Origin of the sequence: Neobacillus sp. NPDC058068, from assembly GCF_042885335.1 — a bacterium.
Classification (GTDB): domain Bacteria; phylum Bacillota; class Bacilli; order Bacillales; family Cytobacillaceae; genus Neobacillus.
On the sequence record NZ_JBHVSI010000001.1, the window covers coordinates 240,450 to 265,517 of the forward strand.

The window sequence follows — 25,068 nt, forward strand, 5'->3', positions numbered from 1 at the left end:
AAAATAGAAAGGAATGATGATAAATGACAGTACAGGAAGCGAAAAGAGCGAATAGGCTAAAATCAGGAAAATTGGTTAACAAGCTGGTCAATGAGTATTGGGAGGATCTAATTAATGCAAAGAAGACTGGTAAAAAAGTCGTTTATACGACTGGTCTGCCAATTGGTCCATTTATGGCAGCACAGGATTTGGCGTGGATCCATGGAGAAGGATACGGTGCACGTGTAGCAGCTAGACACGAGGAAAAAGAACCTCAAACCTTTGCAGAGAACCGCGGATTTAATCGTGAACTTTGCTCCTATGCCAGAACACAGATGGGTTGTGCGATGTTCGCTGAATTTGGGGTCCCGGATGATTTAATGCCAGGTCCAATTGCAACCGAAATACCGGCGCCGGATGCCATTGTTACCTGCTATCCTGGCTGTTCAACCGGCCCGCAGTGGGATTGGGCAATCGAGCGGGTCTTCGGCAAAAAAATCCCGTGGTTCAATGTCGTCATTCCGTATCATATGGGACGTAACGGTTCTACCTATATGAAAGGGGAAGAATTTGAGGAAAATGTTAAATACGTTGAGAGACAGTTTGAAGATTTGATTAAGTTTTTAGAGGTAATAAGCGGGAAACCTTATAATTGGGATAAATTTCAAGAGTTAATGGGTGTCACCAAGAAGGTTGGTCAACTTCGGATGGAGGCTATGGAACTATGTAAGGCGAAACCAGCTCCTGCGAGTTTCTTTGATTGGTCCATTCAAATTGCACCAGTTAATTATCTCACAGCATGGCCGGGAACAGTGGAAGCAATGGAAGCGGTTAAAGCAGAAGTACAAGAGAGGCTCGACAATGGTGTAAGTGCTGTTCCGACCGAAAAGTATCGCATTTTCTGGGAAGGAATCATGAATTGGAATAAGCTTGGCTGGATGGCTGATAAGTTTGCCAGTTATGATGCCACAGTGGTCGCTGGCCGATATACACATATGGCCTTCTGGCATGAACCAGATTCGATAGACCCTGAACATCCGTTGAGGGGAATTGCGATTAATCACCTCGAGTGCCAATTAAATCTTGGTTATCCGATAACAGAGGAACGGATGATGACATTATCCAAGGAATATTCCATCGATGGTATTGTCTTTCATGGTGCAAGAACATGCCGATCGTTCTCCCGTTCACATTTCTTGTTAGCTGAAAACCTGAATAAAAAGATGGGCATCCAATCTACTTCGTTTGAAGGTGACATGGTCGACGATTCATTCTACAAGGAAGAACTCGTCAATACCCGAATCGAAGCCCTAATTGAAAGCCTAGAAGCTCAGAAAAGCAGGGGATGACATTCTTTGGTTAATCTTTGGTAAACCTTCAAACAAGATTGAGTTTGTCCGGGAGTGAATCTCCCTGACAGATTCAAAAAGTGGTTAATATTCTGGATCAACAATTTAGGGAGAGTCGACCCTTTTGTAGATTAACAGAATAATAAAGGAGTGAGTTAGATGACATCGAAAATGGATGGTTCTTCCTTTTATACAATGGGTGTGGATAGTGGTTCCCTAACTGGCAAAGCAGTAATTATCGACGGGAATAAACGTATTGTATCACATAGTGTCAAACAATTGGGTTTTGTAAGTCAAAAGGCTGTTTTCATGGCCATCGATGAGGCATTGGAAAAGGCGGGATTAGTCCTTGATGATATCGCATATACAGTAAGTACTGGCTATGGACGTAAAAGGTTAGAAATTGCCGCTAAGAATTTGACAGAAATTAGCTGCCATGCAAAGGGGGCCAACTATCTTTATCCCGAAGTAAAAACGGTGATTGATATTGGAGGTCAGGACAGTAAAGTGATTGCAGTCGATCCATCGGGAAACGTCAAAAACTTTGCTATGAATGATAAATGTGCTGCCGGAACCGGCCAATTTCTCGAAGTTCTGGCGAGAGCGTTAGACGTTGAATTGACTGAGATTGGCAAGTTGTCTATGCAATCAGACGCTGATATCAAAATCAGCAGCATGTGTACAACATTTGCGGAGTCAGAAGTCATTTCCTTAGTGGCTGAGGGACACTCAACGATCGATATTCTTTCTGGAATGCATAAAGCGATATCAGGGAGAATGAAAGGTTTGGTTGGGCGTGTAGGGATGCAAAAACCGGTCATGATGACAGGTGGCGGCGCCAAAAATATTGGCTTGGTCCATGCCTTAGAGCAATCTTTAGGTGTTTCGATTTTTATCCCTAATGAACCCCAGATCGTTGGCGCTTTAGGGGCGGCATTATTTGCGAACGATTTCGCTACAGGAATTAGGAAAAAGGTGGAGGAAGAGGAAGATTTAAATAAGTCCCGGGCACCGGCCAAAGATTGTGCGAGTTGTTCGATACAGAATTATCAACTAAACAAAACTACCTAAATCGTTTTGAAACCTAGATTGGGAAGGGAGAAGGCCATGCAGTATGAAACGATCCTATTTGAGCGTCGGGGTGCCGGCGCTTGGATTATTTTAAATAGTCCTGAAAATATGAACTCGGTATCATCAACTATGCTCCAGGAATTGGAGACTGTACTATCTGAATGTCAATCTGACAGGAGTATTCAGGCAGTCGTCCTTACCGGCACAGGGCAAGCATTTTGCGCTGGGGCAGACCTTAAAAACGTGCTTTCCTCATTAAAACCTTCACAACCGGGGATGAAAGATTTCCTTGATATGTTTGACGAGGTGTGCGGACTGATTCGGAAAATGCCCAAGCCAGTCATTGCTGCGATTAACGGTCTTGCACTGGCGGGGGGACTCGAGCTTGTCATGTGCTGCGATATTGTTTTTGCAGCAGAAAGTTCCAAGATTGGAGATGCTCACTCTAACTTCGGCGTATTTCCTGGTGCCGGTGGTGCGGCTGTACTACCGAAGAAAATCGGTCTCAACCGGGCGAAGTATCTCCTCTTCAGCGGCGATTTTCTTTCAGCTGCTGAAATGGAAAGGTTTGGTTTAGTGAATAAGGTGGTCCCGGATGGCGAGCTTTCCTTCGAAGTAGAAAAGTTTGTTGAGAAGCTCGCCGCCAAAAGTCCATTGGTGCTTAGTCGGATGAAGGAAGTGGCGAACGCAGCTTTGGATCAAACTCAGGATGCGGCATTACGCCATGAGATGCTAAACCTCAGGCAGCATGTACGCTCCTACGATCTTGCCGAAGGACTTAAAGCATTTGCCGAGAAACGCAAACCTGAATTCAAGGGTTATTGATAGGAGGGTGACCAAAAGTGAAAATAGAAAATCGTGTGTTTATCATTACCGGCGGCGCATCGGGTCTCGGTGAGTCTTGTTCGAGACTGTTTGTGGAAAAGGGCGCTAAGATAGGAATTTTAGATATGAATGAAGATCGCGGGGAGAATCTTGCAAGGGAACTTGGTGAATCCGCCGTTTTTTGCAAGACAGATGTAAGTGATGAAAGCTCTGTTCGCGAAGCTATGGAAGCGGTTACTTCAGAGTTTGGTGCCATCCATGTGGCGGTCAATTGTGCAGGTCTTATATATGCAGCAAAGGTCCACTCAAAGAAGGGACTTTTTCCAATGGATATGTTCAATAATGTGATACAGGTAAATTTAATCGGGACAATGAACGTGGTCCGTTATGCAGTACAAGAAATGCGGAAGAATGAACCAGATGAAAATGGGGAGAGGGGTGTTATTGTCACTACAGCCTCGGCAGCTGCTTTTGCTGGTCAGCTGGGTCAGGCGGCGTACAGTGCTTCCAAAGCCGGAGTGGTCGGCATGACGCTTCCAATTGCCCGTGAGATTGGGGATTACGGAATGCGGATTGTTTCCATTTCACCAGGTCTTTTCGATACACAAATGTCTAGTGGTATGCCTGAGTCCTTTAAGCAGGAGGTTTCAAAGCATATTCCTTTTCCGAAAAGGTTGGGCAGACCGTCAGAATATGCGGCAACGGTTAGTCATATTGTGGAGAATCCTTATATTAATGGAACGACGATTATGCTGGACGGTGCAGCACAGCTCCCAGCAAAATAAACAAGAAACTAAGACTAGTCAATAAATGAAACATTCAGAAAGGAGAATGAAAATGGCTGGAGCACTTGAAGGTCTGAAAATACTAGATTTTAGTACATTGGTTCCGGGACCTTACGCAACGATGTGCTTGGCAGATATGGGAGCGGATGTTTTAAGAATTAAATCTGGAACTAGGCCTGATGTAGTTGATTTTTTACCACCTTACCTGCCTGGGACAGAGTTGTCATCCGTGTCGGCGCAATTAAGCAGAAATAAAAAGCTCATGACCCTAAATCTTAAAGATTCGCGTGCGCAGGAAGTGATTCACCAGCTTCTAGGTGAGTACGATATTATCATTGAGCAATTTCGCCCAGGTGTGATGGCGAAATTAAATCTCGATTACGAGAGCCTTAAAAAGGTAAATCCAAGACTGATTTATTGCTCGTTAACTGGTTATGGACAGACAGGTCCGATGAGGAATCGGGCGGGGCACGACATTAACTACATAGCGATGTCAGGCGTCGCATCATACTCAGGGAAAAAAGAATCTGGCCCGCCGCTTTTAGGTGTGCAAATCGGGGACATTGCTTCAGGTTCTAACAATGCCATAATTGGCATTCTGTCAGCTGTCATCTATCGAGAGCGGACTGGTAAGGGGCAGCATATTGATGTTTCAATGACCGACGGAATGATTGCCTTTAATTCGTTCATGCAAGGGGCCTCTTATTTAGTCGATGGAAAAGACGTGGGAATGGAAGAAAACCTTGTTAATGGAGGATCTTTGTATGATTATTATGAGACGCAAGACGGCAGGTACTTGAGTTTTGGCGGTGTCGAGCCGCAATTTTTTAAACAGTTTTGTCAAACGATTGGCAGGCCTGACTTTGCGACAGGTGGAGTGACACCAAAGAATGGATCCGCAATCAAGGAAGAGATTCGCCAGATTATTAGAACGAGAACATTAGAAGACTGGATGAACCTATTCAATGACGCGGATGCCTGTGTTGAGCCAGTCCTTAAACTTTCTGAAGTATTAGATAGTCCGCTTGTTCGGGAGCGGGGAATGGTTGTAGAGGTTCCTGGACCAAATGAAAACAAAATAAAACAGATTGCAAATCCGATTAAGTTTTCGGAGTCTTTACCTGAGTATCGGCATACAGGGATTCCGCTATCACAGGCTAACACCGAAGCAATTATGAAAAGTCTAGGATACTCTCAATCGAAAATTGAGAAATTGGCCAATACGGGCCTTTTCAGCTAAAAGAATGTAAATGTCAAAGATAATAGCTAGTTATCCGAGGAGGTAGCATTTTGTCAATGAAACCATTTGTTAAACTTCATTTTGAAAGCAGGACGGCAGTTATCACAATCGAACATCCGCCAGTTAACGCACTTAACCGGCAGATTATGGATGAGCTTGACCAGACACTGCAAGGGCTAAAGAGAAATTCCGATACAAAGGCGATCATCATTACCGGTGCAGGGGACAAAGCTTTTGTGGCCGGAGCAGATATCACACAGTTTCTCGATATAACGCCAGAAATAGGTTATGAACTCGCGAAAATCGGCCAGCGTATTTTTGATCGGCTTGAAGCATTTGAAATCCCAGTTATTGCGGCTATTGACGGATTTGCACTTGGAGCTGGTTGTGAGCTTGCCATGGCTTGTGATATGAGAATTGCTGGAGAAAAGGCGAAATTTGGACAGCCAGAGGTGAATTTAGGGATTATTCCAGGGTACGGCGGAACACAGCGATTACCAAGATTGGTCGGTACAGGTAAAGCGAAAGAGCTTATTTTTACCGGTGATGTTATTGAAGCTAGTGAAGCATACCGAATTGGATTAGTGGATATTCTCGTTCCTAGTGGGGAAGCCCTAAGTCATGCTCTGAGCCTATCAGTCAAGATACAGAAAAAGGCACAGTTGGCAATTGGAGCGGCCAAAAAGGCAATCACTCAAGGGTTGGACCAACCGCTAGCGAATGCATTAAACCTAGAGGCTGAGTTGTTTAAAGAGCTTTGCTCCACGGAAGATCAAAAGGAAGGTGCAAGGGCATTTTTAGCGAAGGAAAAGCCAAAGTTTCAAGGGAAGTAGCACCCCTTTTTTAGGGCACTATACCTTCAGCTATCATTTTTTTTAGAAATAATAACTTTTGAAAAAAGGGAGCGGTAAATATGTCCGAAGCTATTAAGGTAAGTGTTCAGAACGGCATTGGTTCTATTTCTTTCAATCGTCCAGAGAAGTTGAACTCACTTTCAACCGATTTAGTAGAAGCTCTTACAGAGGCACTGCAAACTCTGGATAAAAATGCCGATGTCAAAGTCGTTCTCCTATCAGGCGAAGGGAAATCGTACTGTGCCGGAGGAGATTTGGAAACCATCATGCAGTTTACGAAACCTAGTGATATCGCCTCTTATCTACACAAAGCTATAAATCTAACCAGAATGATTCTAAATATGGAGAAATATGTGATTTCTGCTGTCCATGGATATGCTGCAGGAGCAGGGTTTAGTCTTGCACTTGCTTCCGATTTTATTGTCGCTGACCGCTCAGCGAAGTTTGGACTAAGCTTTGTGAATCTAGGAGTGATTCCGGATCTTGGCTTAATGAAGTTATTATCGGAACGAGTACCATTGGCCATTGCCAAGGAATGGATTGTTTCCGGTAAGATTATCGGAATGGAAGAGGCAAAGAACTGGGGGATAGTCAATAAAGTGGTGGAAGGGGATTTGCTTCAGGAAGCAAGCGAATTCGCTCAGGTAATTTTGAAGGGACCGCCAATAAGTAATAAATATGTTAAAAAGATGCTAAATCATTCTGTCCATCTCCCTTGGGAGACTTTTTTAGAGCAAGAGGTCACGGTTCAAGCTCACCTATTAGCAACGGAAGATATTCAAGAGGGATTGAATGCGTTCCTGGAAAAACGTGCTCCCGAATTTAAGGGGATTTAACCCGAATAAAAAACAAGACATAAACAAAACAGAGTGGGGTGTATTTAAATGTCGCTAAAAACAATCGGTGTGATTGGGGCAGGGAGCATGGGATCAGGAATCGCCCAAGTAGCTGCTTGCGCTGGCTTCCAAGTTATTTTGGCAGATTTGCAGCAGGATTATTTAAATAGGAGTATCGGCAGTATTCGCAAAAGCTTAGAGAAGCTGTCAGCTAAAGGGAGAACTAATGATTCAGTTGAGGCAATAATGGATCGGCTTATCGTGTCCACTAGCTTAGCAGATTTAAAGGACGCCGATATAGTTTTTGAGGTTATCATCGAGAATATCGAGAAAAAGATGGAGCTATACAGCGAGATTGATCAAATTTGCAAACTGGACACGATTTTTTGTTCCAATACATCAGGTTTGAGTATAACCGAGATGGCATCTGCCACCAAGCGGCCGGATCGGGTAATTGGCACTCACTTTTTTAATCCAGTACCAATTATGGAACTGGTCGAAATTACCCGAGGCAATGATACCTCGGATGAAACTTATCTGATAGCCAAAGATTTATGTGAAAGCTTTGGTAAAAAATCAATAACAGTTAACGAAGCACCTTTGTTTGCTGTAAACCGAATATTGGCGCCGATGATTAACGAGGCGATCTTCGTTCTTCAAGAAGGAATCGCAAGTAAAGAAGATATTGACCTTGGTATGAGACTTGGGGCCAATCACCCTATAGGTCCATTAGCTTTGGCTGATATGATAGGGCTGGATGTACTTCTGATGGTTATCGATACCCTTTACGAAGAAACAGCCGATTCAAAGTACCGCCCAGCGCCGTTATTGCGCAAACTAGTTCGGGCTGGTCACTACGGCAGGAAAACAGGCCGCGGTTTCTATGAATATGAAAATTAAGCATATATTATATTTGCAAAAATTGAGTGCAAGGCACCACTTCTTTAGGTGTTATTATTTGCAAAATCACAAATAAAGTGGGAATCCAGTTGGATCCCCACTCTAAAAAGCGCTTTTACTCTACCGTAACCGACAACGATTTCACTAAAAACGATGGAGATCCGATCGGTGAAAGCGGGAACGTTAAATCAGAGCCAATTTCCTCGACATGCTGCAATAATTGATAAAAGTTACCTGCAATCGTCATTAAATTAACCGGGTATTGAACCTTACCATCTGCAACATAGAACCCATTTGCGGCAAGTGAAAAGTCACCTGAAACTGTGTTGGCGCCTGAATGCAAGCCAGATAGACTTGTAATCAAAATACCTTCGCCCATAGTAGCGAGCAAAGCTTCAAAAGAGAGCTCGGAAGGTTCAATATATAGATTAGAAGGACCGACCTTGACAGCACTTTTATAGGAATCCTTATAGGCATGGCCAGTGGTTTCAGCCTGCTCTTTTTTTGCTGTTTTTTGATTGTGAAGTAAGGATTGCAGCACACCTGACTCTACTAATGTAAGTTTCTTAGTTGCAACTCCTTCACTGTCAAACGTCCTGCAGGCAAGGCCATCTTCAAGGAATGGGTCATCAACAATGGTAATCTTTTGATTAGCTATCTGTGTTCCGAGCTTATCCTTTAAAGATGAAATCCCTGCTTGTGTATTTTCCGCTGAAAAATTAGGCGAGTATGTTGCCAATAGATTTGCTGCGGCATCATTTCTTAAAAGCACCGGATATTCCTTGCTCTCGATATTTTTTGAACCTAATTGAGAAAGTGCTTCTTCAGCGGCTTTTTTGGCGATTTCCTTTGCATTTAAGTTATGGAAGTCTTTAGATACTGTAAATTCAAATGATGTTTTTGTTTCCTCTCCGTCCTTAACAATCGCTTCCAGAATGACATACAAATAATTCATTCCATCCGTTAATGACAAACCCTTATTATTTGAAAGAGATCGCGAAACCGTTTCTGTTCGAATCATGCAATAGTCAGTCGCAACAATTCTTGAATCTAATGCAAGTAATTCCCGTTCCACATCTTTAATAAATTGTATTTTTTCAGGAATGGTTACTTCATTTAAGGCCGTAGAGAAAAAGTTTCCTTGCTCATATTGACTGCTGCCGGCAAAGATTTCTTCACTATCTTCATCATTTATGATCAACGTGTTTTCTTTCGCGTTATCCAACAAGAAGGGGATGGAGGCATCGTCGATTTTTTCGGTATAGGCATAGCCCATTTTTCCATTAAATATCCCGCGGAAGGAAACGCCGCCGTCTTCGGCAATTTCATATTGATCAATTTCCCCTTTGAATATTTGGCAGCCAAATACTTCTTTCTTTTCATAATAGATTTCAACATCCGTAAAACCGCTGGCTAGTGCCGCACTAAATAGGTTCGCTTGAAATTCCTGTATATTCATGCACTTATTCCCCCTTTGTCCCACCGACGGTAATTTCGCTGACACGGATCATTGGCTGTCCGACGTTAACCGGAATACTTCCACTAAGCGAACCGCACATTCCAGCGCCATGTCCTAAATTATTCCCGACCATATCGACAAGCTGCAAGGTTTTAGGTCCATTTCCGATTAAGGTGGCACCTTTTAATGGCTTACCGAGCTTACCGTTTTTCACCTCATACGCTTCCATAACCGCAAAGTTATAATCACCTGTAGACGGGTTAACCTGACCGCCGCCCATATATTTGGAATAAATACCATGTTCGGTATTGGCGATGATTTCTTCAGGTGTTGATGTTCCTGGGGCTATATACGTATTTGTCATTCTCGAGGTCGGCGCAAAGCGGAAGGATTGTCTTCTTCCCGAACCAGTCGATTCCATGCTCATTCGTCTTGAATTAAATTTATCAATTAAATAGCCTTTGAGAATACCATTTTCAATGAGAACATTTTTGCGCGCCTTTTCACCTTCATCATCAATATTGATGGAACCCCATTCATTTTGAATCGTGCCGTCATCGATATAGGTAACAATGGACGGTGCAACCGTTTCACCAATGCGGTTCGCAAACACAGAGTTGTTTTTCGCAACAGCGGTTGCCTCTAATCCATGGCCACAGGCTTCATGAAAAATAACGCCGCCGAAATCATTATCGATAATCACAGGGAATTTCCCGCTTGGACAAGGGCTTGCGTCTAACATCGTCACAGCAATTCGGGCTGCTTCATTCGCATAATGGTCGATATTTAAATTCTCGAAAAATTCAAAGCCTTGATGGGCGCCCGGTCCATGAAAACCTGTTTCCATTTGGTTATCACGCACTGCTACTGCCTGAATCGCCAGCCTTGAACGAACGCGTTTGTCTTCGGCAAATTTCCCTTCCGAATTAGCAATAAGGACATTTTGTTCTTCATCCATGTAACGGACCGTGACCTGTGAAATACTAGAATGGTAGTTTTTTGCTATATCATAAGCATTTTTCATGATCGATGCCTTGCGGGATTTATCGACCTCTTGCGGGTTGAGGTGGATAGGATGGATGTTTTCAACTGACTCGTGAACAAAAGGGGACAGCTGAATTATTGAATTCCCGCTTATCGCTTGTGCGGCATTTTTAGCTGCTTTCAGAAGTCCTTCCTTACTGTGATCGGTTGTATAGGCGTAGACGCTTTGCAATCCTTTAAAAGCACGGATGCCAATCCCAAAATCACGCCCGGAAAGGCAGGTTTCAATTTTTCTGCTCTGCAAGGTAAAGTTATTCGTAAAACGATCCTCGACGAAAATTTCCGAAAAATCCCCGCCCGTTGATAAAGCTGCTGTCAGTACGTCTTCAATTAAAGATTGACTTAGCATTTTAGACCTCCCAGATTCTTTTTTAAAATAATAGAAAGATTCTGATTTCTACAGTTAGAATCTGCCTATGGGATGACACCTATTTATCATACAACATTTTCCACCATTATGGGTAATTTTACCTCTAAATTGTTGTGATCATTTGAAAAAGTAAAATAGAAGGAAGGTCTTCATTTTTGACTTGCGCGATTACTGGTTATTGCTTTAGCTTTTTAATCATTACAGCTTCAATGGTTTTCCAGGGCAGGATGGTTTTTAGCAACAGATTTTTCTTTACACCTTTACCAATGGGATATCTAAGGGCTGGAGTTTTCTGCTGTGAGGCAATTTGTGCAACTAATTTTGCAACTTCAACCGGATTGCCATGTTCTGCTTTTCCGGTTTCCACTTCTTGTAGCATACTCTCCATAAAGGAAATGTAAGGCGAATCAGCATCGATTTCCATTTGGTCAACGCTAGACCAAATATTGGTTTGATACGATCCAGGCTCGATTATCGATACATCAATCCCAAAAGGTTTGAGCTCAAGTCTTAAGCTTTCGCTATAACCTTCTAGAGCGTGCTTGGATGATGTATATGCAGATAAACCTGGGAATCCGAATCTCCCGCTAATGCTGCCCATGTTGATAATTCTGCCTTGATTTCTAGCTCTCATAAATGGAAGGACCGCATTAGTAACAGCAATCACACCAAAGAAGTTGGTTTCAAATTGCTGCCGGTAATCTTCTAGTGAAAGCTCCTCGCTAAAGCCTCCCTGTGCAAAACCTGCATTGTTTACCAGCACATCTACCGATGGATAGTCAGATAGAATCGTTTTAAAGTGCTGAATAGCCTCAGCGGATGTGACGTCAAGCGGTTGAATATAAATGAGATCAGCCACATTGTTTTCGTTCGCACGTTCTAGTAATGGTGTTGCTTTATTACTATCTCTCATTGTCGCAATCACCGTAAAGCCCTTCAATGCCAGTTCGATGACGCACAACAAACCAAAGCCGCTCGAGGACCCTGTAACGATTGCTGTTTTTTTGCTCATGATATCTCCTTTAAAAATCGCATTTATTTTTATAGCTATGTTAAAGAACATTGTTGATTTTGAGCACAATGTTGATTGGAGTGGAAGGCGCGAGACTCCTGCGGGAGCAGCGGGACAGGTGAGACCCCGCAGGCGCTTTAGCGCCGAGGAGGCTCACCGCCCGCCCCGCGAACCGCTCGCGCCTGGAACGGAAATTAACATTCACTTTTAACACAGCCATTTTTATTAAACCTTAATCAAGCGGGGATTGTATAGTATTAAACGAAAAAGGGTGCCCCAATATTTCTTGGGACACCCTGATTCGGAAATCTAAGGTTATTGACCCTGTTGATTTCGTAATGATTGTTCAGCATAGGCGACAAGCCGTTTTGTCATTTCGCCGCCAACTGAACCGTTTGCTCGTGCGGTCGTATCAGCACCAAGCTGAACTCCAAACTCGCCCGCAATTTCTTCTTTCATTTGATCCAGAACACTGTCTGCACCCGGAACTAAAAGTTTGTTTCTAGCCATGATCCATCACTCCCGCCGAAGTTTTTTGAGCAATAGAAAACAGTTGCTCGTATTTATATTGTCCTAATTAAAAATAAATAGTAACAACTAGTTCAATACATCAGGATTAATCAAGTTCTTCGGACGTTTACCCGTTAATCCTGCCAGCAGATTCTCGACTGCCAGCTTGGCCATTTTTAGTTCGGTTTCATAGGTTGATGACCCGATATGCGGTGTTGTCACTACATTAGCAAACTGGAGGATAGGATGGTCAGCTCTTAGTGGCTCTGTATGGTAAACGTCTAAGGCAGCACCATGAATTTCATTATTTCTTATTGCCTCAATCAGTGCCTTTTCATCAACTGTTTTTCCGCGCGAGCCATTGACAAAAATACAGGATTTTTTCATCAATTTAAATTCTCGTTCGCCGATTAAATTCTCTGTTTCAGGTGTCAGCGGGGTCATTAAGCAAACAAAATCGGATTCCTTTAGCAATGTATCAAGGTCACAGTATGCAGCATGATATTTTTCCTCGGCCTCTGGATTCCGGGTGCGATTGTGGTACAAAATCTTCATATCAAATCCGAAATGCCCGCGTTTAGCGATGGTTGAACCGATTTTTCCCATGCCAATAATCCCTAATGTTTTATGATGAACATCGACTGCATATTGTTCGGTCGTTAAATGCTGCTTCCAATTCCCCGCCTTCACAAAGTGATCGAGCTCGGGGATGCGCCGTGCCGCCGCAAGGAGTATGCCGAAGATGGCATCCGCTGTAGTATCTTCTAGAACTCCCGGGGTATGTGTCCCCATAACGCCGCGCTTTGTCATCTCTTCAATTGAGAGGTTGTTATAGCCCGTGGAATTATTCGCAACAATTTTTAATCTGGGTGCCCTGTCCAGTAATTCTTTATCAACCGGGAGTGCAAGGCCGACAATACCTTCAGCTTTTTGGAGGGCCTTTAAAAAAGCCGGATCTGTTTTTGGGTCAATTCCTTCAAAAAAATCTACTTCAAAGTTGTCATCTAATTGTTCAAGTGTCTCAGTTAAGACAAAGTTATAGGCAATAATTTTTCTGCTCATTAGGAGTGAGCTCCTCTCCTATGGAAGTAAGGGTTGAATAGGACAATTCTTCTTTAAAGTGACACAAAATTTTCTCAGAGTCAACAATTCTGAAAATTAGATGCTGGATATGGTTTTATAATTTGGCTGTTGAAAAAGAATCATTCTTACTGAATAATCCGATTATTTTACAGGAAGTTTTGGTAGAACGATGGATATTCATGTTAAAATGTGTATAAATATCTTAATTAATGGGAGGAATCAAATTATGGTCTACAAATCTTCTTCTGCTAATACTCAAAACCTATCATTAACGATTTATAATGACAATTTTGCTGTTGTGAAAGAGACGAGGGATTATGCACCACAGGAGAATGAGACCATTGTTCATTATTTAGATGTTGCCAAAAAGATTGAAACCGATTCTATCATTGTTTCCGGTGTTGAAGTGCAAGAGTTGAACTATGATTTTGATTTAGTAGATAAATCAAAGCTGCTGGAAAAGTATATGGATCACACGGTTCTTTTACAAGATAGTAAATCGAGAGAAAAAGCCGAGTATCGCTTGCTGAGTGTGAGCGGCGGACTTGTTTTGGAAAATGCCGCGACGAAAGAAATTGTCCTTGATCCGACCGGGGAGATTATTTTGCCAAAACTTCCTGATGAATTAATTGTTAAACCCGCACTTGTCTGGAAAGTGACCCCATCAAACTCTAAATCTATCAATGTATCTTACATAACAAAAGGGATTAGCTGGGAATCCAATTATGTGCTCAAACTTAAGGATGAGACGTTTGACCTTAGCGGATGGGTAGAAATTGAGAATTTTTCAGGAGCTGCTTTTCTTGATGCCAAGCTAAAGGTTTTAGCTGGCGATGTGAACCGCGCAGAAGAGGGAAGAGCTTATGATATAGAGCCAGTTGTTTATAGCCTCACGAATATGGAAGAACATTTCGAGGAAAAGCCATTCGCAGACTACCATATTTATACTTTAAAAGGAACGACCACATTAAAGGATAATCAGAAAAAACAAATTAAGTTTATCCACGTTGAAAATGGCATTTTTAAACGCTACTACGAGTTTGATTCCTATAGTGAAAATCCGAAAGTCATGCTCGAGATCAAGAATTCTGTACCTAATCGTATGGGAATTCCTCTGCCTAAAGGGAAGATTAAAGTCTATCAAGACGATTGCGTAGAGAACACGACTGAATTTATCGGTGAAGACCGTATTTCCCACACCACGAAGGATGAAAACATTTCCTTATATATCGGCAATGCCTTTGATATTGTTTGTGAAAGCAAAATTTTAAAACGCTATAAAATGAAAAACTACGAATATGAAAAACATGAATACATTTTGAAAAACCGAAAGAGTGAAAGCGTCCTGATTAAAATTAACCATTACATTAGTGACCGTTTTTGGAAGATTGAGGAATCAACTGATGAGTTTAAATCAGTAGACGCCAACCATATCGAATTTTGGGCAGAGGTAGCGTCAGGGGAAGAGAAAACGATCAGCTTCGGGATTACTAGTGACCGTTCCATTTACATGGAGATTAAGAAGTCTGACGATTAATAATCGCTGAAAATGAAATGTCGGGAAAAATCCAACTAACGATTTGGATGTTTCATGACATTTTTTTAAAAGGAATGTCCTGAGGACTATATAAAAAACGCTATTATATTGGTAAAATATCTAAATATAGAGTTTTTAATTGTAAAGCTACTAAATTATAAAAAAATTATCGCTAAATTATTTATAATAGTGAATGGAAATTAGGAGGAAGAATTATGTGGGACTTGGACATAGATCAAGCGGCAAAAATTAAAGTAATTGGTGTAGGGGGCGGCGGAAATAACGCCGTAAACCGAATGATTGAGGATGGTGTTCAAGGTGTTGAATTTATTGCTGTGAATACCGATGCCCAAGCACTTAACTCATCGAAGGCCGGGATAAGGATGCAAATTGGCGCCTCATTAACAAGAGGCTTAGGAGCAGGGGCAAATCCGGAAATTGGCAGGAAAGCAGTGGAAGAGAGCAGAAGTCAGCTTCAAGAAGTTTTAAAGGGTGCCGACATGGTTTTCGTTACAGCAGGAATGGGCGGGGGAACGGGAACAGGAGCTGCGCCGGCAATAGCAGAAATATCCCATGAGCTTGGCGCCCTAACAATTGGTGTTGTAACGCGTCCGTTTGGATTTGAAGGGCATAAACGCCGATTAAATGCAGCCAGCGGCATTGAGTTAATGAGGCAAGCGGTAGACACCTTAATTATTGTGCCAAATGATCGCTTATTACAGATTGTCGATAAAAGAACACCGATGGTTGAAGCATTCCGGGAAGCGGATAATGTTCTTCGTCAGGGTGTGCAGGGTATTTCCGACTTAATTGCTGTCCCGGGATTAATTAATCTTGATTTTGCTGACGTGAAAACGATTATGTCTAATCAAGGCACGGCATTAATGGGGATTGGGTTGGCAAAGGGGGAAAATCGTGCTGTTGATGCAGCCAAAAAAGCTATTTCGAGCCCGCTGCTTGAGACATCTATCGATGGAGCCCAAGGCGTTTTAATGAACATAACAGGCGGCAGTAATTTAAGTCTGTTTGAAGTGCAAGCGGCGGCGGATATTGTCGCTTCTGCAGCTGATAAGGAATTGAACATGATTTTCGGTTCGAGCATTAACGAAAACTTTAAGGATGAAATCATGATAACAGTCATTGCCACTGGATTTATGGATAAGGAGAAACCATCTTCAAAATCCTCAAGGGAAGCACTGCCAAAGTCAAATTTCCAAGGGCAGCCTAGACGTGAAAGACCTAAAGTAGAGGAACCAGTTCATTATTATGGGTGGCAGGAATCAGAGAAACCAACGCATGAAAACGTCCGCGGGCAATGGGAGTATTCTGAAGAAACGCTGTATAATAATGAGGATAATAAACTAGAGACAAGAGAATCGCACAGTGATAGCAGCCGGTATGGTCAAGAGACAGAAAAATCACTGGATATCCCTGCCTTCTTGCGGAATCGAAACAGAAGGAATAGATAATAACTGATAATTGGGTGGCAGGTGCGAAGTGTGCCTGACACCCTTTTGTACGCCGTTTAAATCTTCCAAACCTTTTAACATTACCATTTCTCACAATATTAAATTGAAAATATTCGCAAAATAATTTTTATTGAAAGCGTATGCTATAATAAACTTGTAAATTTAACTGCAAGGAGAAATCGCTATGTTAAAAGATTTTTTCATGGGTTTATCCCAAAATCAATTTCTTAATAATACAGCTAAAAAGTATGGGTTAAAAATGGGAGCGCAAACAGTTGTAGCCGGCACCAATATAGAAGAAGCAATCAAAAGTATTAAAGAGCTTAATGCCCACGGAATCTCTTGTACTGTTGATAACTTAGGAGAATTCGTCTTCAAAGAAGAAGAAGCGGTAGAAGCGAGAGAACAAATTCTTAAGGTTATTGAAGCGATTTATAAGAATCAAGTGGATGCACATATTTCTTTGAAACCGACACAATTAGGATTAGATATTGACTATCACTTTTGTTTAAACAACGTCAAAGAAATTGTCGACAAAGCTAACAACTATGGAATTTTTGTTAATATCGATATGGAAGACTACAGCCACCTGCAGCCGACACTTGATCTTTTAGATGATCTTTCACTTGAATATGAGAATGTCGGAACGGTTATTCAGTCTTACTTCCGCCAGGCACAAGAATATCTTGAAAAATATCGGAACTTCCGGATTCGGATTGTAAAAGGTGCTTATAAAGAGTCGGAAGAAATCGCTTACCCGGATAAAAAAGATATCGATGCGAACTTTATCAAGATTACTGAATGGCATCTGCTTAACGGAAAATTTACATCGATTGCCACTCATGATCATCAAATCATTAATCATGTAAAGGAATTTGTTAAAAAGAACAACATTCCCAAAGAAAAATTCGAATTTCAAATGCTTTATGGGTTCAGAAAAGACCTGCAGTTAAAACTAGCAAGCGAAGGCTACAACTTCTGTACTTATGTACCATTTGGAAATGACTGGTATGGCTATTTCATGAGACGTCTTGCCGAAAGACCGCAAAACTTAAATCTGGTAGCCAAACAAGTATTTAACAAAAAAACCAATACCATCCTCGGCGTAGCGGCAGGAGCGTTTTTGTTGGGAAGAATAACGAAGAAGAAGAGTAATAAACGTAAATAAATTTACGATTTGTCAGCTTATTATCGATAAGACTGGGAACAAAAAAAACCGTTGGAACCTAAATCCTAGCGGTTTTTTGTCGTCAGCTCTTAAAATTTAAAAAAAAGAACCTTGCCTTTGTAGGTTAATTTTTGTTAACCACAAAGGGGTCAGGCGCGTGAGTTTACTGAATTATATGAAGATTCATTGTCATCCCATTGAAAAATTCCTTCTTGCAGTTTTATTATGGTATCAAAGGGGCGTGTGATGGGGATGTTCGCTTCAAGAAATTCGCCAATGCTATTTCTTTCTTGGTCCATTATTTGCTTTTTTAAAAGAAGCATATCCACCTTAGATGCAATCCGAATGATTTTATCAAGTGTAATCTTCTTTTCACTTATTCCATGGCTATTACAAATGCTAGTTTGAAAACTTTTGTTATACTGGATCATCATTTGTAAATCATTGATACTCGCTACACCAAAAACCTCTTTTATTACATCCTCATATCGAAGTTGGGTGCCAGTTGCAAATTTCACAATTTTCTTCTCAGGGTTTTCCAAGAAATAAACTGTTTCAATTGAATGTTCCATGAAAAAAACCTCCTTTTACATTTATTTCTTCATCAAGGCTGAAAAAGCGAATCAGATATTTTCATTATACCATATAATAATTTCCTTTGCTCGGAGCATCGTGTATTTTGTAGATTTATGTCGAAATCGCATCTAAAATACAGGAACTCCCTTCGTTAGTTAGTTTTGTAAATTAGTGGTGAGGTTGCAGTAATATCGACATGCTGGAAGGAATAGGATAGGTGAGTGGGAGCTGAAGGGCGCCATCTAAATTTTTTAATATGATTGCTAGTTAGACACCATTAAATGAAAGGATAAGTGGCGAAGTTGCGGAAAATCAATAAACGGACGTGGATTCTGTCCATTTTTTTAATTATCACTTTAGTTGGGTTGGCTGGGTGTACAGAAAAAACGGTGAAAGATAAGTCATTAGATGGAAAGGTAACCGAGCCGCAACAGCAGCCTGAAAAGAAGCCCCACGAGGAACCGGAGAAGGAAGAGGAACCAAAGCCTATTGTGGTAAATGTTATCGACCCTATGACGAAGGATCTAGTCAAATCCTTTCTTCCGGTAGATTTGGGGTTTGGTAATGAAAATGACAAATATAAAAAGGAAATGGAAAAGTGGGCTAAGGAACTGGCGCGGGGGACGGATCAATCGCCTGGGTATGACCAGCGGATGATTTTAGATAAACTGGATGCCAATGGTCAAATTTTGAAAGGAAAACCAAAAATCATTTTAGAGGAATCCGAGTTGGTTGAAAAGCTGATGGCGGCATCGGTAGTAGGTGGTGATGTTGAGCTGCCCTTATATGTGACTGAAAGCGGCTATAAGCCGGAAGACGCTGCCCATTTAGATGAAGTAGCTGTCGCATCCTTTACAACAAAATTTAGTGCGGTCGTTGGCCGTTCAAAAAATATTGAGCTCTCAGCACAAGCAATTAATAATATCATTGTTGGCACCGGAGATATTTTTTCATTTAATACGACTGTGGGACCGAGCGATGCCGCCCATGGATATCAAATAGCGAAAGAAATTGTCAACAAGAAATTAGTTGATGGGGTCGGCGGGGGCATTTGCCAAACATCTTCCACTTTGTTCAATGTTGTTGACAAATTAAGCGTTAAGTATGTAGAGAAACATCATCATTCCTTATCTGTCGGCTATGTGCCTGCAGGAAGGGATGCAACCGTTTCCTATGGCGGTCCGGACTTTCAATTTCAAAACACAACAGGAGTTCCATTCCTAATAAAAACCATCTACGGAAAAGGCACATTAACAATCGAAATACGAACATCACACGCCTACCAAAGCCAACTTAAGAATTAAGTGTTATTAAGGGTGTCAGGCACCATGTGAATTTTTCACATGGTGCCTGACACCCTATTCTGTTCTTATTGATATGAACGTTCTAACTCATCAATTAAGGAGCCAACATAAGCAACTGCCTTGCGGATTGGGTCTGGTGTTGACATATCTATGCCTGCGTGTTTTAGAAGCTCCAGCGGCTTCATTGTGCCGCCAGCTCGCAGTACATCAAGCCATCTGTCAACGGCAGGCTGACCTTCTTCCTGAATCATTTGCGCAACTGCTGTCGATGCCGTTAAGCCTGCTGAGTAGGTGTATGGATATAAGCCCATATAATAATGGGGCTGGCGCATCCAAGTTAGGCCTGCACCCTCATCAATATCAACAGTGTCCCCCCAGAATTCTGAAAGGATCGCTCCGGTGATTTCAGTTAACGTCTGTGCTGTAAGGGCTTTGCCTGTTTCAGCAAGTGCATACACCCTGCGCTGGTATTCCGCCTCAAGTAAATGGGTGACAAAGTTGTGATAATAGGTTCCCAGCAGCTGCAAGATTACCCAGCGGCGCATTTGCTCATCTTCCGTCTCTAAGAGTAAATGCTGCCCCAATAACATTTCATTCATCGTTGAAGGGGCTTCGACGAAATACATGGAGGGACGAACATTCATAATTCGTTGATTTTTATTTGCTAAATAGAAATGTCCCGCATGGCCGAATTCGTGTGCAAGGGTAAAGCAGCCGCGCATGTTGTCCTGCCAAGTAATCAGAATATATGGATGTGAACCATATGGACTAGAGCAGAAAGCACCGGTTGATTTCCCGACATTATCGGCGAGGTCAACCCATCTCTCTTTAAAGCCACGCTCAATAATAGCGCAATATTCAGGTCCCATTACTTGGAGAGAGTCCAAGATTACTTGACTGGCCTCTTCATAGGTTGTTTTCGGATTGAAATCAGGATCAAGAGGGGCCTTTAAATCACAAAACAACATCTTGTCAAGTCCTAATACCTTTTGCTTTAATTGGGCAAAGCGGCGCATATGAGGTGCTAACTCTTTATATATGATGTCGATCTGATTGTTGTACATTTCAAATGTAACTTGCTGCGGTTCCAACAGCATATGTGTAACAGACTCATACTTCCGCAGTCGGGCGAGCGTTACTTGCTTATTCACTTCAGCTGCATACGTAGCGGCCATGGTATTTTTATACTGCTTTAACGATGAAACAAACGAGTTGTATGCTTTTCTGCGAACGGCTGTATCAGCTGAGAATTCGTAACGGCTTTCAAATAAGGCAAACGATACAGGAAGTTCATTTCCTTCTCCATCCTCAATCGAAGAAAAGTCCATATCAGCTAATTTGGTCATTTGATAAATTTGGTATGGAGCTCCCTGCAGTTCACCAAGTGCTGCCAGTGCTTCTTCCGTTTCTTGTGAAAGGATATGTTTTTTTGTTTCAAGGAGCTCGAGCAGATTTTTTCGGAAATCTTCAAGTCTAGGTTCTTCCTGAAGGTATTTTTCGACTGTCCCTTCCGTAAGTGCAAGAATTTCACTGTTAATAAACGACATGGCCGCCATACTTTTTGTCCGAAGGGCTGAGAATTTTGCTGAATTTGCTTGATTAAGCGGATCAGTTCCATCGGCTGATTGCTTTAGGCTGGCAAAAGTCCCGGCCTTTATGAGTTTCATCAACAGTTGTTCTTGGGCACTTAAACAATCGAGTAACGCGATTGGACCAGTATGTAAGGTACCTTTAAATTTCTCAAACCGTAAGATTTCTTGATCTATCACGTCTAACTCAGCTTCCCAAACCTGTTCATTCGGGAATAAATCCACAAGGTTCCATGTCAATTCCTCCGGTACATCAGCCCGGGTAAGCCTTTTTTCAACTGTTTTTTTCATTTGTCATTCCTCCTTACATATTTCGTACTACTAAATATTATCATAGGTTTAGAAATATGTTATACTTTTCTGAAAAAGGGGGAATAACTTTGGTTGAAAAAATAGTAAATGCAATTCAAGATGAGTATCCGGATGATTTTGCATGGTGTTATGGTTGCGGCCGCTTGAATGAGGAGGGTCATCATTTCCGAACCGGCTGGGACGGGGAGCAAACCGTAACGATTTATACACCTGAACAAGCGCATCTCGCATTGCCGGGATTTGTTTATGGCGGACTTGTTGCTTCGCTAATCGATTGCCACGGAACAGGTTCTGCAGCCCTGGCACTACATCGGAAAAATGGTCATGAACCGGGAGAAAAAGTTGACTCGCCACGTTTTGTAACCGCTTCATTAAATGTCAATTTTCTTAAGCCTACTCCACACGGTGTACCATTAAAGGCTGTTGGAACTGTCCATGAGATTCATCCGAAAAAGTTTAAGGTGGAAACTGAGGTTTTTGCAAATGATATTCTTTGCGCGCTTGGCGAGGTCGTTGCTGTCGTCATGCCAAGTACTTTTTTAACCAATAAGTAAATATTTGTAATAAAACTGAAATATCCCATTTTGAAACAAAAACCACCCTTTAGCCGTCTAATTAAGTATGAGAGGTTTGATCGGGAGGAAAAAGGATGGGAAAGCTGGAAAGAATATTTATTACTTCTATTATTATTTTGGCACTTGGATCAACTATTATTATTAGTTCTTTTGGGTCTGTCCTATTTCAAGAGGGAAATCCAGTTCCATTAATGGTATCAGCCATAAAGCTGCATCTTTACGATTCTGAGTACGTCCAGTTCTCAAAAACAGAAAAACGCAGCCGGTATTTATCGAAAAATAGCGGGGATAGCCGATATGATATCGTTAAGGAATTTATGAAATCGAAAGGCTGGAATTATGAGGAACAAATGGGTTCGGGACTAATCTTCGTTAAAGATGGTGAAGAAGCTATTGTTGAAACTAGGCAATACTCAAAGTATTTCATCATTTGGGATGTTCAGAAAGCTTTATTTACTAGCGACAGCGATACATAGGCATCAAGTAAAAAACCCCTAATCGATTGATTAGGGGTAAATTTATTTAGTACACTTCCTCTAATTGCTTAATATAATCTTCAATCAGTCCTTCAAGCTGCTTCAATTCTTTTTTCCAAAATGAACTGCTATTCAAAGATACCAAGGCACTTTCAATTAGAAATTTTCGAGGCTTATTTCCATGCAATAATTCATCCTGGATAAAGTCTAACAGTTCGAGGTATTTCTCCTGTTCGCCTTCGTCAAGTAAGTTCTTCGTTATCGCTTTCCGCAACGGTACAGCATAGTGGAGAAGTTGTTGTTTAAATGTTTGATTGTTGTGGTTACAAGACGGCAGCCACTTTTCCAAATACATAGGTTCAAGCAATTGACTGCCGGATTCGCTCACTTCCTCAACCATTTTCACTAAACGCCCGACGCTATACCGGACCACCTGGCTGATTTTTTCCCCTGTTTCAAAGGCCAGTCGATTATATTGAAGATTATGCTGTAATAATCCCTGAAACATGATGGCGCAATCTAGCAAGTATGGTTTCTTTTCCTCGCCGAAGATATCTATGAACCTTGCATAATACCAATGAAGTGTCCTAAAACGACTTCTTTGAATGAATTGTTTAAGGTCGATATCATTGGAAGCCATGACTTCTTCATAAAGGGCGATTAACTTATTCTTTTTATTTGAAATCAGCTGCAATTCCATTTGTTTCATAAATATCTCGATATCTGATAGATCATGGCCCACTAATAAATCAGTGCGCTCTTTTTCAAGTTCCTTGTAAATTGTTTTATAAATACCGATTAATAACTCGCTTTTTGATGAAAAATAATTATAAAATGTCCCTTTAGAAATGCCGCTATAATCTAAAATGTCTTGAATAGAGGTAGCGTGGAAGCCCTTTTCGACAAATAATTGATGTGCCATCTTAATCACATTTTGTTTCCGGTTGTACATATAATCACCTTTTGTTTGATTTGTACTTACTGTATAAATTTATACTACCTTATTTATAGACTGAATACAAACGCATAACTTTTATGTTTTTTTTACTTGCAAAAGTTGAACTGAGAGTATATTATTAGCTAAGTGTATAACAGGGGTATAAAAAAATGAACTAGTAGTTTATAGGGGGAAATAGAATGGATAACACCATGAAAAAAACGAATCGTCCACCATACGGGCTAATTGCCGTATTGATGGTCGGGGCCTTTATTGCAATGTTAAACAACACATTGCTAAATATTGCACTGCCATCTATTATGAAGGACTTAAAGGTTGAAGCTTCCACTGTGCAGTGGCTGGCAACCGGTTTTATGTTAGTTAACGGAATACTAATTCCAGCGACAGCGTTTTTAATACAAAAATATTCTGTTCGCCGTCTTTTTTTAGCAGCGATGTTATTATTCACCCTTGGGACCGTCCTAGCGGGCTTTGCCCATGTGTTTCCTGTTTTGTTAACGGGCAGGATGATCCAAGCTGCGGGCTCGGCCATCTTGATGCCGCTCTTAATGAATGTAATGTTAGTTAGCTTCCCAGTAGAAAAAAGGGGAATGGCAATGGGGATTTTTGGTTTAGTATTAATGTTTGCCCCATCAATTGGACCAACATTATCGGGCTGGTTAATCCAACATTATGACTGGAGAATGCTCTTCCATTTTGTTACACCGATTGCGATTATCGTTGTCTTGCTTGGCTTTTTCTTACTAAAAGATAAAAAAGAAAAAGTGGATATCCGTCTTGATTTCTTATCACTGCTGCTCTCAAGCATTGGTTTTGGCGGTATTCTTTATGGATTCAGTTCTGCAGGCAGTAAGGGCTGGGATAGTCCGCAAGTTTATGGAACGCTTATCGTCGGGGTCATATCATTAGTAGTATTTATTCTGCGACAATTAAAGCAAGAAAAACCATTGCTTAATTTCAGAATCTATAAATACCCAATGTTCGCTTTATCTTCCGTTATTTCAATGGTCGTAACTATGGCGATGTTTTCTGGGATGATTCTTACACCGATATATGTGCAAACCATTCGCGGAATTTCTCCGCTCGATGCAGGTTTAATGATGATGCCTGGGGCAATCTTGATGGCTATTATGATGCCAATTACAGGGAAATTGTTTGATAAATTTGGCGGTCGGGTATTAGCGATTATTGGTTTAACAATTACTTTGGTAACAAGTTATTATTTTAGCAAATTAACACTTGAAACGACCTATACACACTTAATTATTCTGTATTCTGTACGGATGCTTGGAATGTCAATGGTGAATATGCCGGTGACAACGAACGGCTTAAACCAGCTTCCTGGGCGGTTTTATCCGCATGGTACTGCAATGAACAGTACACTACAGCAGGTTTCCGGTGCGATTGGAACAGCGTTGTTAGTAACGATCATGACCAATCGGACTACTACACATGCGACTGAACTTGGGCAAGCTGCAATGAAACATTTGACAGGACTTCCTACTGAGGAATTGAAGCAGCAAATTATGATGAAGGCAATGTTAGAAGGAATAAATGATGCATTCTTGGTTACGGTTGGCATCTCTGCAGTTGCGCTTATTCTCGCCTTCTTTATAAAGCGGGCAAAACAAGCAGGAGATACAAATGAAGTTAAGCCTGCTCCTAAAAAGATGGCAAAATTAGCGGAAAATTAATGGTAATCTCTGGGGTGACTTTCATAGTCACCTCTATTTTTTTTGCTTAAGCAGTTTGTGAAGTAGAACAAATTTGCTTTTGTCTGCAAAAAA

The 25,068-nt window shown here is 41.4% G+C and carries 23 protein-coding genes; 15 read left to right on the forward strand and 8 right to left on the reverse strand.

Annotation, left to right across the window (positions count from 1 at the left end; genetic code table 11):
- The first annotated feature begins 23 nt into the window (after positions 1 to 23).
- The 8 genes from ACFVSW_RS01105 to ACFVSW_RS01140 all read left to right on the forward strand — a co-directional run bounded on the left by ACFVSW_RS01105 (position 24) and on the right by ACFVSW_RS01140 (position 7,839).
- Positions 24 to 1,328: a 2-hydroxyacyl-CoA dehydratase subunit D gene (locus ACFVSW_RS01105; RefSeq protein ID WP_387311247.1), complete on the forward strand. Its 1,305-nt coding sequence runs from the start codon at positions 24 to 26 to the stop codon at positions 1,326 to 1,328.
- Positions 1,329 to 1,487: 159 nt separating this feature from the next.
- Complete coding sequence (locus ACFVSW_RS01110) at positions 1,488 to 2,399, forward strand: acyl-CoA dehydratase activase (protein ID WP_387311248.1); 912 nt, start codon at positions 1,488 to 1,490, stop codon at positions 2,397 to 2,399.
- Between the two features lie 36 nt (positions 2,400 to 2,435).
- Complete coding sequence (locus ACFVSW_RS01115; RefSeq protein ID WP_387311250.1) at positions 2,436 to 3,224, forward strand: enoyl-CoA hydratase/isomerase family protein; 789 nt, start codon at positions 2,436 to 2,438, stop codon at positions 3,222 to 3,224.
- A 17-nt stretch (positions 3,225 to 3,241) separates the two neighbouring features.
- Positions 3,242 to 4,009, forward strand: coding sequence for an SDR family NAD(P)-dependent oxidoreductase (locus ACFVSW_RS01120; RefSeq protein WP_387311251.1), 768 nt, complete (start codon positions 3,242 to 3,244; stop codon positions 4,007 to 4,009).
- Between the two features lie 52 nt (positions 4,010 to 4,061).
- The gene (locus ACFVSW_RS01125; protein ID WP_387311253.1) at positions 4,062 to 5,249 is read left to right on the forward strand and encodes a CaiB/BaiF CoA transferase family protein; all 1,188 of its coding nucleotides are present in this window, start codon (positions 4,062 to 4,064) and stop codon (positions 5,247 to 5,249) included.
- A 56-nt stretch (positions 5,250 to 5,305) separates the two neighbouring features.
- Complete coding sequence (locus ACFVSW_RS01130; protein ID WP_387311650.1) at positions 5,306 to 6,082, forward strand: enoyl-CoA hydratase-related protein; 777 nt, start codon at positions 5,306 to 5,308, stop codon at positions 6,080 to 6,082.
- Between the two features lie 80 nt (positions 6,083 to 6,162).
- Positions 6,163 to 6,939, forward strand: a complete 777-nt coding sequence (locus tag ACFVSW_RS01135) for an enoyl-CoA hydratase/isomerase family protein (RefSeq protein ID WP_387311255.1) — start codon at positions 6,163 to 6,165, stop codon at positions 6,937 to 6,939.
- Between the two features lie 48 nt (positions 6,940 to 6,987).
- Complete coding sequence (locus tag ACFVSW_RS01140; RefSeq protein ID WP_387311257.1) at positions 6,988 to 7,839, forward strand: 3-hydroxyacyl-CoA dehydrogenase NAD-binding domain-containing protein; 852 nt, start codon at positions 6,988 to 6,990, stop codon at positions 7,837 to 7,839.
- A 115-nt stretch (positions 7,840 to 7,954) separates the two neighbouring features.
- Here ACFVSW_RS01140 and ACFVSW_RS01145 read toward each other — a convergent pair whose 3' ends face one another.
- From ACFVSW_RS01145 to ACFVSW_RS01165, 5 genes are all read right to left on the reverse strand, one after another.
- Positions 7,955 to 9,298, reverse strand: a complete 1,344-nt coding sequence (locus ACFVSW_RS01145; RefSeq protein WP_387311258.1) for a TldD/PmbA family protein — start codon at positions 9,296 to 9,298, stop codon at positions 7,955 to 7,957.
- Positions 9,299 to 9,302: 4 nt separating this feature from the next.
- Positions 9,303 to 10,691 (reverse strand): TldD/PmbA family protein, encoded by a 1,389-nt coding sequence (locus tag ACFVSW_RS01150; RefSeq protein ID WP_387311259.1) that lies wholly within the window; start codon positions 10,689 to 10,691, stop codon positions 9,303 to 9,305.
- 196 nt (positions 10,692 to 10,887) lie between these two features.
- Positions 10,888 to 11,724 (reverse strand): SDR family oxidoreductase, encoded by an 837-nt coding sequence (locus tag ACFVSW_RS01155; protein WP_387311261.1) that lies wholly within the window; start codon positions 11,722 to 11,724, stop codon positions 10,888 to 10,890.
- A gap of 315 nt (positions 11,725 to 12,039) precedes the next feature.
- Positions 12,040 to 12,234: an alpha/beta-type small acid-soluble spore protein gene (locus tag ACFVSW_RS01160; RefSeq protein WP_387311263.1), complete on the reverse strand. Its 195-nt coding sequence runs from the start codon at positions 12,232 to 12,234 to the stop codon at positions 12,040 to 12,042.
- 87 nt (positions 12,235 to 12,321) lie between these two features.
- Complete coding sequence (locus ACFVSW_RS01165) at positions 12,322 to 13,296, reverse strand: 2-hydroxyacid dehydrogenase (RefSeq protein ID WP_387311265.1); 975 nt, start codon at positions 13,294 to 13,296, stop codon at positions 12,322 to 12,324.
- A 247-nt stretch (positions 13,297 to 13,543) separates the two neighbouring features.
- On the opposite strand from ACFVSW_RS01165, the gene ACFVSW_RS01170 reads away from it, so the two are divergent.
- The 3 genes from ACFVSW_RS01170 to ACFVSW_RS01180 all read left to right on the forward strand — a co-directional run bounded on the left by ACFVSW_RS01170 (position 13,544) and on the right by ACFVSW_RS01180 (position 17,491).
- Positions 13,544 to 14,854 (forward strand): DUF4139 domain-containing protein, encoded by a 1,311-nt coding sequence (locus ACFVSW_RS01170; RefSeq protein WP_387311267.1) that lies wholly within the window; start codon positions 13,544 to 13,546, stop codon positions 14,852 to 14,854.
- Between the two features lie 215 nt (positions 14,855 to 15,069).
- Complete coding sequence (ftsZ, locus tag ACFVSW_RS01175; RefSeq protein WP_387311269.1) at positions 15,070 to 16,323, forward strand: cell division protein FtsZ; 1,254 nt, start codon at positions 15,070 to 15,072, stop codon at positions 16,321 to 16,323.
- A gap of 184 nt (positions 16,324 to 16,507) precedes the next feature.
- Positions 16,508 to 17,491: a proline dehydrogenase family protein gene (locus ACFVSW_RS01180; RefSeq protein WP_387311271.1), complete on the forward strand. Its 984-nt coding sequence runs from the start codon at positions 16,508 to 16,510 to the stop codon at positions 17,489 to 17,491.
- A 149-nt stretch (positions 17,492 to 17,640) separates the two neighbouring features.
- Here the strand turns inward: ACFVSW_RS01180 and ACFVSW_RS01185 are convergent, their stop codons facing one another.
- Positions 17,641 to 18,063, reverse strand: coding sequence for a hypothetical protein (locus tag ACFVSW_RS01185; RefSeq protein ID WP_387311273.1), 423 nt, complete (start codon positions 18,061 to 18,063; stop codon positions 17,641 to 17,643).
- A gap of 315 nt (positions 18,064 to 18,378) precedes the next feature.
- Here ACFVSW_RS01185 and ACFVSW_RS01190 point away from each other — a divergent pair, with 315 nt between their 5' ends.
- On the forward strand, positions 18,379 to 19,371 hold the full coding sequence (locus ACFVSW_RS01190; protein WP_387311652.1) for a VanW family protein: 993 nt from the start codon (positions 18,379 to 18,381) through the stop codon (positions 19,369 to 19,371).
- 65 nt (positions 19,372 to 19,436) lie between these two features.
- On the opposite strand, the gene pepF is transcribed toward ACFVSW_RS01190, so the two are convergent.
- Positions 19,437 to 21,251 (reverse strand): oligoendopeptidase F, encoded by a 1,815-nt coding sequence (gene pepF, locus ACFVSW_RS01195; protein WP_387311275.1) that lies wholly within the window; start codon positions 21,249 to 21,251, stop codon positions 19,437 to 19,439.
- Between the two features lie 89 nt (positions 21,252 to 21,340).
- Between pepF and ACFVSW_RS01200 the strand changes: the two genes are divergently transcribed.
- A complete protein-coding gene (locus ACFVSW_RS01200; RefSeq protein ID WP_387311276.1) occupies positions 21,341 to 21,826 on the forward strand; it encodes a PaaI family thioesterase in 486 nt (161 codons plus the stop codon).
- 95 nt (positions 21,827 to 21,921) lie between these two features.
- Positions 21,922 to 22,323, forward strand: coding sequence for a hypothetical protein (locus tag ACFVSW_RS01205; protein ID WP_387311278.1), 402 nt, complete (start codon positions 21,922 to 21,924; stop codon positions 22,321 to 22,323).
- Between the two features lie 46 nt (positions 22,324 to 22,369).
- Here the strand turns inward: ACFVSW_RS01205 and ACFVSW_RS01210 are convergent, their stop codons facing one another.
- Positions 22,370 to 23,275, reverse strand: a complete 906-nt coding sequence (locus ACFVSW_RS01210) for a TetR/AcrR family transcriptional regulator (protein ID WP_387311280.1) — start codon at positions 23,273 to 23,275, stop codon at positions 22,370 to 22,372.
- 185 nt (positions 23,276 to 23,460) lie between these two features.
- Between ACFVSW_RS01210 and ACFVSW_RS01215 the strand changes: the two genes are divergently transcribed.
- Positions 23,461 to 24,975, forward strand: coding sequence for a DHA2 family efflux MFS transporter permease subunit (locus ACFVSW_RS01215; RefSeq protein ID WP_387311282.1), 1,515 nt, complete (start codon positions 23,461 to 23,463; stop codon positions 24,973 to 24,975).
- The last annotated feature ends 93 nt before the right edge of the window (positions 24,976 to 25,068 follow it).

What these genes read in the sequence shown, in the direction of transcription:
- ACFVSW_RS01105 (WP_387311247.1), top strand. Translation starts at nt 24, where the DNA reads ATGACAGTACAGGAAGCGAAAAGAGCGAATAGGCTAAAATCAGGAAAA.
- ACFVSW_RS01110 (WP_387311248.1), top strand. Translation starts at nt 1,488, where the DNA reads ATGACATCGAAAATGGATGGTTCTTCCTTTTATACAATGGGTGTGGAT.
- ACFVSW_RS01115 (WP_387311250.1), top strand. Translation starts at nt 2,436, where the DNA reads ATGCAGTATGAAACGATCCTATTTGAGCGTCGGGGTGCCGGCGCTTGG.
- ACFVSW_RS01125 (WP_387311253.1), top strand. Translation starts at nt 4,062, where the DNA reads ATGGCTGGAGCACTTGAAGGTCTGAAAATACTAGATTTTAGTACATTG.
- ACFVSW_RS01130 (WP_387311650.1), top strand. Translation starts at nt 5,306, where the DNA reads ATGAAACCATTTGTTAAACTTCATTTTGAAAGCAGGACGGCAGTTATC.
- ACFVSW_RS01135 (WP_387311255.1), top strand. Translation starts at nt 6,163, where the DNA reads ATGTCCGAAGCTATTAAGGTAAGTGTTCAGAACGGCATTGGTTCTATT.
- ACFVSW_RS01140 (WP_387311257.1), top strand. Translation starts at nt 6,988, where the DNA reads ATGTCGCTAAAAACAATCGGTGTGATTGGGGCAGGGAGCATGGGATCA.
- ACFVSW_RS01145 (WP_387311258.1), bottom strand. Translation starts at nt 9,298, where the DNA reads ATGAATATACAGGAATTTCAAGCGAACCTATTTAGTGCGGCACTAGCC.
- ACFVSW_RS01150 (WP_387311259.1), bottom strand. Translation starts at nt 10,691, where the DNA reads ATGCTAAGTCAATCTTTAATTGAAGACGTACTGACAGCAGCTTTATCA.
- ACFVSW_RS01155 (WP_387311261.1), bottom strand. Translation starts at nt 11,724, where the DNA reads ATGAGCAAAAAAACAGCAATCGTTACAGGGTCCTCGAGCGGCTTTGGT.
- ACFVSW_RS01160 (WP_387311263.1), bottom strand. Translation starts at nt 12,234, where the DNA reads ATGGCTAGAAACAAACTTTTAGTTCCGGGTGCAGACAGTGTTCTGGAT.
- ACFVSW_RS01165 (WP_387311265.1), bottom strand. Translation starts at nt 13,296, where the DNA reads ATGAGCAGAAAAATTATTGCCTATAACTTTGTCTTAACTGAGACACTT.
- ACFVSW_RS01170 (WP_387311267.1), top strand. Translation starts at nt 13,544, where the DNA reads ATGGTCTACAAATCTTCTTCTGCTAATACTCAAAACCTATCATTAACG.
- ftsZ (WP_387311269.1), top strand. Translation starts at nt 15,070, where the DNA reads ATGTGGGACTTGGACATAGATCAAGCGGCAAAAATTAAAGTAATTGGT.
- ACFVSW_RS01180 (WP_387311271.1), top strand. Translation starts at nt 16,508, where the DNA reads ATGTTAAAAGATTTTTTCATGGGTTTATCCCAAAATCAATTTCTTAAT.
- ACFVSW_RS01185 (WP_387311273.1), bottom strand. Translation starts at nt 18,063, where the DNA reads ATGGAACATTCAATTGAAACAGTTTATTTCTTGGAAAACCCTGAGAAG.
- pepF (WP_387311275.1), bottom strand. Translation starts at nt 21,251, where the DNA reads ATGAAAAAAACAGTTGAAAAAAGGCTTACCCGGGCTGATGTACCGGAG.
- ACFVSW_RS01205 (WP_387311278.1), top strand. Translation starts at nt 21,922, where the DNA reads ATGGGAAAGCTGGAAAGAATATTTATTACTTCTATTATTATTTTGGCA.
- ACFVSW_RS01210 (WP_387311280.1), bottom strand. Translation starts at nt 23,275, where the DNA reads ATGTACAACCGGAAACAAAATGTGATTAAGATGGCACATCAATTATTT.
- ACFVSW_RS01215 (WP_387311282.1), top strand. Translation starts at nt 23,461, where the DNA reads ATGGATAACACCATGAAAAAAACGAATCGTCCACCATACGGGCTAATT.